Origin of the sequence: Flavobacterium granuli, assembly GCF_900129705.1 — a bacterium.
In the GTDB taxonomy this organism is placed as follows: domain Bacteria; phylum Bacteroidota; class Bacteroidia; order Flavobacteriales; family Flavobacteriaceae; genus Flavobacterium; species Flavobacterium granuli.
Map to the genome: position 1 here is coordinate 143,985 of NZ_FQWO01000002.1, position 12,888 is coordinate 156,872.

At 36.8% G+C, this 12,888-nt stretch carries 11 protein-coding genes; 10 read left to right on the forward strand and 1 reads right to left on the reverse strand.

Annotation, left to right across the window (positions count from 1 at the left end; all coding sequences use genetic code 11):
- Position 1 precedes the first annotated feature (1 nt).
- The 5 genes from metG (at position 2) to BUB25_RS03635 (ending at position 5,972) form a co-directional block, all read left to right on the forward strand.
- Positions 2–2,062: a methionine--tRNA ligase gene (gene metG, locus BUB25_RS03615; RefSeq protein ID WP_072940116.1), complete on the forward strand. Its 2,061-nt coding sequence runs from the start codon at positions 2–4 to the stop codon at positions 2,060–2,062.
- A 72-nt stretch (positions 2,063–2,134) separates the two neighbouring features.
- The gene (locus BUB25_RS03620) at positions 2,135–3,043 is read left to right on the forward strand and encodes a DMT family transporter (protein ID WP_072940119.1); all 909 of its coding nucleotides are present in this window, start codon (positions 2,135–2,137) and stop codon (positions 3,041–3,043) included.
- A 5-nt stretch (positions 3,044–3,048) separates the two neighbouring features.
- Positions 3,049–3,741, forward strand: coding sequence for an HAD family hydrolase (locus tag BUB25_RS03625; protein ID WP_072940122.1), 693 nt, complete (start codon positions 3,049–3,051; stop codon positions 3,739–3,741).
- Positions 3,742–4,009: 268 nt separating this feature from the next.
- Positions 4,010–5,266, forward strand: coding sequence for an OmpA family protein (locus BUB25_RS03630; RefSeq protein ID WP_072940126.1), 1,257 nt, complete (start codon positions 4,010–4,012; stop codon positions 5,264–5,266).
- Between the two features lie 196 nt (positions 5,267–5,462).
- On the forward strand, positions 5,463–5,972 hold the full coding sequence (locus BUB25_RS03635; RefSeq protein ID WP_072940129.1) for a ferritin: 510 nt from the start codon (positions 5,463–5,465) through the stop codon (positions 5,970–5,972).
- A 283-nt stretch (positions 5,973–6,255) separates the two neighbouring features.
- On the opposite strand, the gene BUB25_RS03640 is transcribed toward BUB25_RS03635, so the two are convergent.
- Positions 6,256–6,588, reverse strand: a complete 333-nt coding sequence (locus tag BUB25_RS03640; RefSeq protein WP_072940131.1) for a single-stranded DNA-binding protein — start codon at positions 6,586–6,588, stop codon at positions 6,256–6,258.
- A gap of 191 nt (positions 6,589–6,779) precedes the next feature.
- On the opposite strand from BUB25_RS03640, the gene BUB25_RS03645 reads away from it, so the two are divergent.
- From BUB25_RS03645 to BUB25_RS03665, 5 genes are read left to right on the forward strand one after another with little or no spacing between them, the layout of a single operon-like run.
- A complete protein-coding gene (locus BUB25_RS03645) occupies positions 6,780–8,306 on the forward strand; it encodes a carbon-nitrogen hydrolase family protein (protein ID WP_072940134.1) in 1,527 nt (508 codons plus the stop codon).
- Positions 8,306–8,653 (forward strand): hypothetical protein, encoded by a 348-nt coding sequence (locus tag BUB25_RS03650; RefSeq protein ID WP_072940137.1) that lies wholly within the window; start codon positions 8,306–8,308, stop codon positions 8,651–8,653. Before BUB25_RS03645 ends, BUB25_RS03650 begins: the two co-directional genes overlap by 1 nt.
- Before the next feature lie 28 nt (positions 8,654–8,681).
- Positions 8,682–11,075 carry a M28 family peptidase gene (locus tag BUB25_RS03655; protein ID WP_072940139.1) on the forward strand — a complete coding sequence of 798 codons (2,394 nt, stop codon included), beginning with the start codon at positions 8,682–8,684 and terminating at the stop codon, positions 11,073–11,075.
- A gap of 37 nt (positions 11,076–11,112) precedes the next feature.
- Positions 11,113–11,916, forward strand: a complete 804-nt coding sequence (locus BUB25_RS03660) for a Rossmann-fold NAD(P)-binding domain-containing protein (protein WP_072940142.1) — start codon at positions 11,113–11,115, stop codon at positions 11,914–11,916.
- 1 nt (position 11,917) lies between these two features.
- The gene (locus tag BUB25_RS03665; RefSeq protein ID WP_244533805.1) at positions 11,918–12,874 is read left to right on the forward strand and encodes a DMT family transporter; all 957 of its coding nucleotides are present in this window, start codon (positions 11,918–11,920) and stop codon (positions 12,872–12,874) included.
- The last annotated feature ends 14 nt before the right edge of the window (positions 12,875–12,888 follow it).

Consider the following 12,888-nt stretch of genomic DNA (forward strand, 5'->3'; position numbering starts at 1 on the left):
CATGATACAGAATCCAAAAAGATATACGATTACAGCGGCATTACCGTATACGAACGGACCGATTCACATTGGCCATTTGGCGGGTGTTTACGTGCCTTCGGACATATATTCCAGATATTTAAGATTGCAGGGAAAAGACGTTTTGTTTGTTTGCGGAAGTGACGAGCACGGCGTGGCGATTTCGATGAAAGCCAAAAAAGAAGGTATTACACCACAGCAAGTAATCGATAAATATGATGGAATTATCCGTAAATCGTTCTCTGATTTTGGAATTTCGTTTGATAATTATTCCAGAACTTCGGCTAAAATACATCACGATACCGCTTCGGAATTTTTTAGAACGCTGTATGACAAAGGTGATTTTATCGAAGAAGTGACCGAGCAATTGTATGATGCAAAAGCAGACCAATTCTTGGCTGACCGTTTTGTAGTGGGAACTTGTCCAAAATGTGGCAATGAAGAAGCCTATGGCGACCAATGCGAAAAATGTGGCTCGACTTTGAATGCTACGGATTTGATTAATCCAAAATCGACCATTACGGGAGAAACGCCTATTTTGAAATCGACGAAACACTGGTTTTTACCTTTGGACCGTTATGAAGATTTCTTGAAAGAGTGGATTCTCGTTGGACATAAAAATGACTGGAAACCGAATGTTTACGGCCAAGTAAAATCTTGGATTGACGGTGGATTAGAACCTCGTGCCGTAACTCGTGATTTAGATTGGGGAATTGACGTTCCGGTTGAAGGTGCCGAAGGAAAAAAATTATACGTTTGGTTTGATGCGCCAATTGGTTACATTTCGTCCACGAAAGAATGGGCAGCGAGAGAAGGAAAAGATTGGGAACCGTACTGGAAAGATCAAGACACTAAACTGGTTCACTTCATCGGGAAAGACAATATTGTTTTTCATTGCATCATTTTCCCTGCGATGTTGAAAGCCGAAGGAAGTTATATTTTGCCGGACAATGTTCCTGCCAATGAGTTCTTGAACTTAGAAGGAAATAAATTGTCTACGTCTAAAAACTGGGCAGTTTGGTTGCACGAATACTTGGAAGAATTCCCAAACCAGCAAGATGTTTTGCGCTATGCTTTGACATCGAATGCGCCGGAAACCAAGGATAATGACTTTACTTGGAAAGATTTTCAGGCGAGAAACAACAATGAATTGGTTGCAATTTACGGTAATTTCATTAATCGTGTCGTGGTGTTGACCAATAAATATTACAACGGAATTGTTCCATCTCCAAACGAACTTTCGGAAGTAGACGAACAAACTCTAGCAGAACTAAAAGCCTATCCTGCGGTGATTTCGAGTTCAATCGAAAGATATAGATTCAGAGAAGCTTTGGGCGAAATGATGAACGTAGCTCGTCTAGGAAATAAATATTTGGCCGACGAAGAGCCTTGGAAAGTGATAAAAGACAATCCGGAGCGCGTGCAAACTCAAATGTATGTGGCCTTGCAAATTGCGGCAGCTTTGAGCTCGCTTTGCGAACCGTTCTTGCCTTTTACTGCTACTAAACTATCTCGTATTCTAAAAATTGAAGACAAAATCGATTGGAACACCGTTGCTGATGATTCTGATTTAATTCCGGCTGGACACCAAATAGGCGAAGCAGAATTGCTTTTTGCCAAAATCGAAGACGAAGAAATTCAAAAACAAATAGACAAACTCGAAGCGACTAAAACCGCCAATACTGCCGAAAACAAAAAAGCAGAACCACAAAAAGAAGCCATTCAATTTGAGGATTTTGCCAAAATGGACATTCGTACAGGAACTATCTTGGAAGCCGAAAAAATGCCAAAAGCCAATAAACTTTTGATTCTAAAAGTAGATACCGGAATTGACGTTCGCACGATAGTTTCGGGAATTGCCGAAAGTTTCAAACCAGAAGATATTATTGGAAAACGAGTTACTGTTTTAGTGAATTTAGCTCCAAGAAATTTGCGCGGTGTAGAAAGCCAAGGAATGATTTTAATGACTACAAATACTGAAGGAAAACTGGTTTTTGTAAACCCAGATACTGACGGTGTTGCCAATGGCGAAACGATAAATTAAAAAAGCCAAAACGCGGATTTAGAAATTAAAATCAATTAATCCTTTAAATCCGTGTTTTAAAAATCATTAAAAATGACCAACGCAAAACCTCGATTAGCTTTAGCTATTGGAATTCTCTGTATTTCGGTTTTTCCAATACTGGTTAAACTCCAGCTGACTGGTGGTTTAATCTCTGCTTTTTACCGAATGGCGATCGCGGGAGCACTACTATTACCTTATGTTTTTATTACTAAAAAATTCAAATTACCCCAATTAAAGATTAGTCTACTAGCGGTTCTTTGTGGTCTTCTATTTGCTGCCGATGTCGCTGTTTGGAATATTTCTATACAGGAATCCAGCGCAACCCAAGCTACATTACTTACTAATCTGTCCCCGGTTTGGGTAGGTATTGGTTCTTTTTTATTTTTAAAAAACAAACCTGCACTTAATTTCTGGATTGGAACATTGATTGCCATTTTCGGAATGATTACACTTGTGGGATTTGAGTTCTTTATCAACTTAGACTTCAACATTGCATTTTCTCTCGCTATATTATCCGGAATTCTATACGCGGTTTATATGCTAGTCAGCAAAAATATACTATCAGATATGGATGTGCTTACCTTTATGTCCATTACACTAATAACCTCAACCCTATTTCTGGGAATTGTCTGCCTAATTTTAAACGAACCTTTTAGTGGTTTTTCTAATGCAGGATGGGGCGTTTTATTCATCCAAGGAATAGTTTGCCAACTCATTGCCTGGCTGCTTATCAGTTATGCTACGCAACATATGCGAGCCACACGTGTTTCCCTGAGCTTACTGGGCCAAGCGGTTTTAGCCACAATTCTTGCCTGGCTATTCTTAGATGAAAAAATAACTTTCCAAATGATTATTGGGGGCTTGATATTACTTTTGGGAATCAGAACTACCTTTTATTCCAAAACAATTTCTATACGAAACTTATTAAATCCTAAAGAACATTCTTCTACAGATATATAAAAGATATGAAAAATATAAAAGTAATCGCTTTTGATGCTGATGACACCTTATTTGTCAATGAAACTTATTTTGCCGAAACTGAAGAAAAATTCTGCAGTTTAATGAGTGATTATCTGTCACATCAGGGAATTTCAAAAGAACTTTTCAAGATCGAAATCGACAATTTAAAATTATACGGTTACGGCATCAAAGGATACATCCTTTCGATGATTGAGGCGGCAATGAAAATCTCTAACAACACTATTTCCATCGAAGCCATCGAAAGAATTATCCAATACGGCAAAGAATTAACCGAAAAACCTATCGTTCTATTAGAAGGTGTCGAAGAAACTTTGGAAGCCTTACATGGAAAATACAAACTGGTTGTTGCCACCAAAGGGGATTTACTAGACCAACGCAGAAAACTTCACAACTCCGGACTTGGGAAATATTTTCACCATATCGAAGTAATGTCAGACAAACAGGAGGTTGATTATTCTGACTTAATTAAGCGATTGGAAATTCAACCCGAAGAATTTTTCATGATTGGAAATTCATTAAAATCGGATGTCTTACCTGTTTTGGCTATTGGCGGACATGCTGTTCATATTCCTTTTCACACTACTTGGGAACATGAAAAAATCAACCATAAAGTGGAGCATAAAAATTTCAGCTCTTTCGAAAAAATTACGGATGTTTTAAGCCAATTCGAAAATTAAGAATATCGTCAACAACAAGTCGTTTTTTTGTTACATTTTTAACATCTGAAACCTTTAGATTGAATTATTACCAATTTTTAATTCAAAAAAACTCATAAATGATTTCATTATCAAAAAATATAGCACTAAAAAATAATTGAATACCCATTAAAAGCCTAAAAAAATTACTTATTTACAAAATAAACAACTAACCTTATATAATTAACTGATTGAAATTTCTTATCAAATAATATATCGTATTTTTGCATAAATTTTAAAAATTACAATAATGAAAAAATTTATGTTCGCATTAGTTTTTGCTTCAGGAGTTTCGGCTGTGAATGCGCAAACTGTTACTGAAAAAAACACAGAAAACAACTTTAATAAATGGTCTGTTGAATTGGCCGGTGGTGTTAATAAAACACAAAGACCAATGACAGCAGGATATTTTACATCTACACCAAGTCCTTATGTAGTTGATCTTGGAGCTAGATACATGTTCAATAATAAATTTGGTTTGAAAGCTGATTTCGGTTACAACAGCTTCCAAGGAAAAAACAACTCTATTGATTTTGACACTAAATACTACAGAGCAGACATTCAAGCGGTAGCTAACTTAGGAAGAATCATGAATTTCGAAACTTGGACTAACACTCTTGGTTTATTAGCACATGCTGGTTTTGGTTTAGCTCAATTAGAAGATCAAAACTCTGCATTGAAAGACAGAATGGGTAACTTTATGGCTGGTGTAACAGGTCAAATCAAATTATCTAACAGAATCGCTTTAACTGGAGATTTTACAACTATCCTTAACGCTTCTCAAAACGCTGCTTTTGACGCTGCAAGTACAGTTTCTTCTAGAGGATTTTCTGGAATCTTATTCAACGGAACTGTTGGTGTAACTGTTTACTTAGGTAAAAACGCTAAACATGCTGACTGGGTTACTCTAGTAGACAAAGATGTATTAGCATTAAAAGACAGAGTTGACACTCTTGAAACTATGTTGATCGATACTGATCAAGATGGTGTTGCTGATTACTTAGACCTAGAAAAAAATACTGTTTCTGGAGTAATGGTTGATTCTAAAGGAAGAGCTATTGATTTAAACAAAAATAACGTTCCAGATGAATTGGAAAGCTATTTATTGGCAAACTACGCAAAAAACACTGGTAACTCAGCAGTTTTAAACAACAACGAATTGATTAAAAACTTAATCAACAGTGGTTACGTAAGTACTTACTTTGATTTCAATAAATCAACTCCTACTGATGTTTCTACTGATGGAATCGATTTTATCTTAACTTATTTAAGAAACAATCCTTCTGCTTCAGTTGACATTATTGGTCATGCTGACGAATTAGGAAAAACTGCTTATAACAACAAATTATCTACTGCAAGAGCAAACAACATAAAAGATGTTTTAGTTAAAGCTAAAATCAATGCTTCAAGATTGAATGTTGTTTCTGCTGGTGAAGACAATTCAGTTGAGAAAAATTCTGATGCTGCTAGAAAACTAGTAAGAAAAGTTACTTTCAAAATAAAATAAGCTATTCTATTTATAGTCCAAAAGGTCCCAAAAGAAATTTCTTTTGGGACCTTTTTATTTTTACCAATTCGTCGAAATCAACAACAAGAAAAACACATCCTTAACACAACGATCTGCACAAATTCAAAGCTTACTTTCTCTAAATCACACATAGATAACGAACTCTTTTTTGTAACTTTACAAGAAACATTTTACCATGCTATCAAAAAACATCGAAACCGCATTAAACAATCAGATTCGCATTGAAGCTGAATCCAGTCAGATTTATCTTGCAATGGCTTCTTGGGCCGAAACACATGGATTAGAAGGTGTATCAAAATTCATGTATCTACAATCTGACGAAGAGCGCATGCACATGCTCAAAATAATTAAATTTTTAAATGAGCGCGGCGGTCATGCCAAAGTCACTGATTTACTGGCCCCAAAAACAAATTACGCCACATTCAAAGAAATGTTTGAAGAAGTGTACCAACATGAAGTTTTCGTTTCCGAATCCATTAACGATTTAGTACATATTTCTCTCACTGAAAAAGATTATGCTACTCATAACTTCTTACAATGGTATGTTGCCGAACAAATTGAAGAAGAGGCCCAAGCCAAAGTTATTTTGGACAAAATCAATTTAATAGGCGATGACAAAGGCGGGCTATATCTATTTGACAGAGACATGCAAGAACTCACACAAAGGAACGCTACCGCTAAATAAAACTAATCTAAGGTCGTCTCCAAAGATTTTCCACCTCTTGATTTAATTCTTTATAAATTGGGCAAAAAGGATAAAAATAAGGCCAAAAAAAAGGATAAAAAAAAACTCCTTGAAAATGATAAGCCCGCCAAAGACTTAAAGAAAGAGTGTTGTGAAAAATATAAAAAAGGAGAAGACAAAAGATGCAAACGCTGCCCTCGATTTGACTTACCCAAAAATAATTAGTCCCGGTTTCCAGTATAAAAGAACTGAACACCGGGACTTAATTTTAACAAATACTGATTTACTTTCCTAATAAAAGAACTTCGTTGACAACCACTTCAGTAACATAACGTTTCTCTCCGTTTTTATCATCATAACTTCGGTGGGCAAGTTTGCCCTCAATGGCAATTTCTTTTCCCTTAGTTACGTATTTTTCAATAATTTCAGCCGTTTTTCCCCAAGCTACTAATCGATGCCACTGGGTTTCTTCGACTTTCTCGCCTTTGTCATTTTTATAGCTCTCGTTTGTGGCGAGTGTAAAATTGGCCAATTTTTTTCCTCCTTCAAAATTTTTAATTGCCGGATCATTCCCTACATGTCCGATTAGCTGTACTTTGTTTCTTAATGCATTCATGGCGTGTAAAATTTAAATGTTGCTGTTCGTTTAAAAACTCTTGCCGATTTCACTTTGATTTCGACGAAGCAAAGATGCGATAAGACCCAAAATCTATTCGGTTAGTATTCAATTACTTTCGATTATAAACATTTGTAAACGTTTGCGAATGAATAAGAATTTAACTACTTTAGCCAATATCAAAAGATCTTATGCAAACGGAAATCAACAAAGTCGAACTTAGAAACCTAAGAATAGAAGACTATAAAGAACTCAAAAACTCTATGATCGAATCCTATCCAGAGATGGTAGGTTCCTATTGGAAAGAATCACACATAGAGAAACTATTACAATTATTTCCTGAAGGACAGTTGGTAATACTAGTAGATGATATTGTAGTAGGTTCTGCCTTATCCTTAATCGTAAACGAAGACCTAGTTGATAAAAAACACGATTATGCCAAAATAACCGGCAATTACTCTTTCTCTACCCATGATCCAAAAGGAGACGTTTTATATGGAATTGATGTTTTCATTGCTCCAAAGTACCGCGGATTGCGTTTAGGGAGAAGAATGTATGATGCCCGAAAAGAAATTTGCGAACAGCTAAATTTAAAATCAATCGTTTTTGCCGGAAGAATTCCAAACTACGGAAAATATGCCGATGAATTAACACCAAAAGAATACATCGAGAAAGTAAAACGAAAAGAACTGCATGACTCCGTTCTTTCCTTTCAACTAAGCAATGACTTCCATGTGATGCGAATCATGAAAAACTACTTGGAAGGTGACAAACAATCCAAAGAGTTTGCCGTTCTACTCGAATGGAACAACATCTATTATGACGAAAGTCCACGGATTATAAATCTGGAAAAAAGTGTCATTCGATTAGGATTAATCCAATGGCAAATGCGCCCATTAAAAGATTTGGAGGCTTTATTTGAACAGTCAGAATTTTTCATTGATGCCGTTTCCGGTTACGGAAGCGATTTTGCCCTTTTTCCGGAACTCTTTATTGCTCCTTTAATGGCCGATTACAACCACCTCTCAGAAGCAGATGCCATTAGAGAATTAGCCCGTTATTCTGAACCTATACGCAAACGATTCCAAGAATTAGCCATATCCTACAACATCAATATCATCACCGGAAGTATGCCACACATTATTGATGGCACCTTATACAATGTTGGTTTTCTTTGTAAAAGAGATGGAACCTATGAGATGTATACTAAAATTCATATCACGCCAAACGAAGTGTTCCACTGGGGAATGAGTGGCGGAAACGAAATAAAAACCTTTGATACCGACTGTGGAAAAATAGGAATCATGATCTGCTATGATGTAGAATTTCCGGAACTTTCAAGATTAATGTCAGACGAAGGAATGAATATATTATTTGTACCTTTTTTAACAGACACCCAAAATGGATACACGAGAGTAAAACATTGTGCCCAAGCCAGAGCTATAGAAAACGAATGCTATGTTGCCGTAGCCGGATGTGTAGGAAACTTGCCCAAAGTAAACAATATGGACATTCAATATGCACAAACGGCCGTTTTTACACCCTCTGATTTTGCTTTTCCAAGCAACGGCATCAAAGCAGAAACAACACCAAATACAGAAATGACACTTATTGTAGATGTAGATTTAAATCTATTAAAGGAGTTGCACGAGCATGGAAGTGTTAGAATTCTAAAAGACCGTAGAACCGACTTGTATCAAATTAAAAAACTAAGATGATGAAAAGCTGTTTAGAATGTGGCGAAAAAATCATAGGTCGCGAAGACAAGAAATTTTGTAGTGACGGTTGCCGTAATGCCTATAACAACAAAATAAACAAAGACAGTAATAATTTCATGCGCAACATCAACAACAAGTTGCGCAAGAATTACCGCATTCTATCTGAACTAAATCCAGAAGGAAAATCCAAAACCACAAGAGCAAAACTCTTGAGTAAGGGATTTGATTTTGAATTCTTTACTAACGTTTTACAAACTAAAACAGGAAATACCTATCATTTCCTCTATGATCAAGGCTACATGCTTTTGGACAACGACTATTATGTACTAGTCAAAAAAGATTTATAATACCACACCCCAAATCCTATTAACCAAAATGAAAAAAGATTACACCTCAATTTTTGCAGTTCTATTCTTCCTCCTTACCCTAGGATTCATATACTTTAGCATGATGCCACAATGGACTTCGAATGAAGAAGGTCCTCTTGCTGATTTTTCTACCAAAAGAGCTTTTGCCCAGGTAGAAGCTATCGCAAAACAACCTCATTATGTAGGTTCGGATAACCATGATCAAGTAGCTGTTTATTTACAAACAGAACTAAGCAAATTAGGCTTACAAACTTCCATTCAAGAAGGTTACACTTTGACCGATTGGGGCAATCTAGTCAAGTCCAAAAACATAATGGCAAAAATAAAAGGAACCAACAATTCCAAGGCATTACTTTTACTTTCTCATTATGACAGTGCTCCTCACTCCTATTCCTATGGTGCCAGCGATGCAGGATCTGGAGTAGCCACAATACTAGAAGGTGTGCGCGCTTTTTTATACGACAAGAAACAACATAAAAACGACATCATTATTCTATTTACCGATGCCGAAGAATTAGGTTTAAACGGAGCTGCTCTTTTTGTAACCCAACACCATTGGGCCAAAGAAATAGGACTGGCGCTTAACTTTGAAGCCCGAGGTTCCTCAGGCCCTAGCTACATGTTAATGGAAACCAATAAAGGAAACGCCGCTCTGGTAAAGGAATTTGCTGCTGCTAAAACTACTTATCCTGTTTCTAATTCTCTAATGTACAGCATCTATAAAATGCTCCCTAACGACACTGATTTGACCGTTTTTAGAGAAAAAGGAAACATTCAAGGCTTTAATTTTGCTTTTATAGACGGTCACTACAATTACCATACAGCTCAGGACAACAGCGCCCACTTGGACAAAAATACCTTGGCACACCAAGGCAGTTATCTGATGCCATTACTTACTTATTTTTCGAATGCTGATTTGAATACCACTCAAGCAAGCGAAGATTACATTTATTTTACAGCCCCTTATTCTTTTATAAAGTATCCCTTCAGCTGGGTTGTTCCTATGGTGATTATTGCAACATTACTGTTCCTAATGCTCATTTTCATCGGAATTGCTAAACGTATTTTGTCCTTCGAAGAAATCATCAAAGGATTTATTCCTTTCTTAGGCTCATTAATCAGCGCTGGATTAATCACTTTTTTAGGCTGGAAACTACTGTTAATTCTTTATCCGCAATACAATGATCTACTCAACGGATTTACCTATAATGGTCATGCGTATATTGCCGCTTTTGTGTTTTTAGCAATGGCCATCAGTTTTGCTTTTTACCATCGGTTTTCAGCCAAAAAAATAAAAATGAACCATTATATTGCGCCCTTATTTATTTGGCTGCTTATAAATGCCTATCTCGCAATCAGCCTGCAAGGAGCCGGTTTTTTAATCATCCCTGTTTATTTTGGATTATTAGCTTTTAGTATTTTTATTGTTACCCAAAAAACAAACAAAATACTCAATCTTTTTCTAAGCATTCCGGCCTTGATCATCATTGCGCCTTTCATACAAATGTTCCCCATAGGATTGGGTCTAAAAGTGCTTTTTGCCAGTGCCCTTCTTACCGTTTTGAGCTTTGGATTATTGCTTCCTACTTTTGGAAGTTTTATCAAAAAAGGATGGTGGTCCCTTGCTTTTTTATTGGCTTCTATCGGATTTTTTGCGAAAGCGCATTATGAATCCGGTTATGAAAAGGGAAAGGCAAAATCAAACAGCCTATTGTATGTATATGATGCCGAAGCCAATACCGCAAATTGGGTTACTTATGACAAAAATCTGGACTATTGGACAAAACAATATTTAGGAGAAAATCCTAAATCACCAATAATTCACAATGAAACTCCCTTGTTCAGCAAATACAACTCCGAATTTACCTTTGCTGCCGAAGCGCCTAAAAAAGATATTCCGCAGCCTACAATCCAGTTTTTGAAAGACAGTATCAGCGGCAATCAACGCTTTTTAAAAATTAGGATTTCTCCGAGTAGAAAAGTGAATCGTTATGATATTTTTGCCAATGAAAAAATGAGCATAAATAACTTTACAGCCAATGGTGTAAAGCATTTAGAACAACAAGGATTGCAATTAAAAAGAAACGGTAAGAAAATCCTAAGCTATTATGTGGTGCATAACGAGCCGCTGGATATGGAATTCAGTATCCTTAAAACCGCCGTTTTTGACATGCAGTTACTGGAAAGTTCTTTTGATCTAATGCGCAATCCATTATTTAACATCAGTAAAAGAGCCTCTTGGATGATGCCCACTCCTTTTGTCCTCACTGATGCCGTAGTTATCAAAAAAAGAATCAAACCGAACCCAAGATTAGTTGAAGAACTCCCTAAAATTCCGATGCAAAAAACATTTAAAAAAGAAAATGCAATAATTAAAGTGGACAGCCTAAAAGTTGAATAATTATGCTGAAATTTGCATTCGATAAAACGATGGCAAAATGGCAAAAATTAGCATTTTAGGTTGTGGCTGGCTTGGATTTCCTTTGGCACAAAAACTATTGGATAAAGGATTCTGCATAAAAGGTTCCACGACATCCGAAGAGAAAATTCCAACATTGGAAAAAGCAGGAATCGAGCCCTTTTTAATTGCACTCGAAAACAACGGTATCTCTGGCAACATTAGTGCTTTTTTGGAAGAAAGTGAAATTTTAATCATTGACATCCCGCCGAAGTTAAGAGGAAATAACCGAGAGGATTTTGTTGGGAAAATAAAAACATTAATGCCTTTTATCGAAAAATCCACAGTCAAAAAACTGCTTTTTGTCAGTTCGACTTCAGTTTATGGGGACAATAATGATTTAGTGACCGAAGAAACCGCTTTGAACCCCGATACCGAGGGCGGAAAACAGCTTGCCATTGTTGAAAAATTATTGCAAAACAATACTCATTTTAAAACTACAATATTGCGTTTTGGCGGATTAATTGGCGAAGACCGACATCCCGTAAAGTTTTTAGCAGCGCGCGAAAATCTGGAGAATCCGGAAGCGCCAATAAATCTGATTAATCAAAAAGACTGCATTGGCATTATCCAAAGAATAATCGAAAAGGACATTTGGGGAAACATTTTTAATGCTGTCGCTCCCTTTCACCCCACGCGCGAAGCTTATTACACCCAAAAAGCTTTGGAATTAAATCTAACGCCTCCAAAGTTCAGCCACAAGAAAGCTTCTATTAAAAAAAATATTTCGGCGCATCACTTGACACAAATTCTCGATTATACATTTACGACAATCCCTCTATAGCGTGAGAACGAAAATTACAACTGCTTTTTCGACCAGAATAAATGCTGTCGGATTGCCTATAATCGCTTTGTGTTGGGTTAGTTTTTTTTGGGGAACTACCTGGCTAGCTTCAAAAGAAGGCGTAAAACACATGCCTGCGCTACAACTCGCCGCCATAAGACAATTTATAGCGGGAATACTTTACATCTCTTTTTTCCTGTTCAAAAAAGCACCTTGGCCAAAGGGAAAACAGTGGAAAACAATCCTGATTCTCAGCATTCTGAACTTTGCTTTAAGCAACGGACTGAGTACCTGGGGAGTGAAATACATCAGTAGCGGACTAGGTGCAATAATAGGAGCGATTGTGCCTTTATGGATTGTCATCATCAGTTTGTTTAGAGGAGAGCGACTAGCTCGATTAGCAATACTGGGGCTAATAGTCAGTTTTGGAGGCGTCTGCGTTATCTTTTACGACCATTTACATGATTTCCTCGAACCTGATTTTAGATTTGGTATTATCCTTTCCTTGATTGCTACGCTAACTTGGGCTTTCGGCACCTTGTATATCAAGAAAAAAGCAGCCAGCTTTAATCCTTATTTTAGTTTGGGTTTGCAAATGTTCATTTCCAGCATTTTCTTGTTTGCTTATACCGGTGCCACCGGAACTTCTATTAGTTTAGATTCGATTCCCGCCATTTCTTGGGGCGCCATTGCGTATTTAGTTATTTTCGGCTCGGTTCTCACTTTTATTGCGTTTATCTATGCTCTACAACATCTACCTGCCGAAATAAGCAGCATTTATTCCTATATCAATCTTATTATCGCTGTGATTTTGGGAGCTATAATCTTTGGAGAGTCCCTTAATGCAGCTATCGCTATAGGCGCAACCGTAACTTTAACTGGATTATACATCGTAAACTATTCGATGAGAAAAACACGCAAACAATCATCCATTTTAACAAAAAAACCTGTCAACTAAGCTGACAGGTCTTT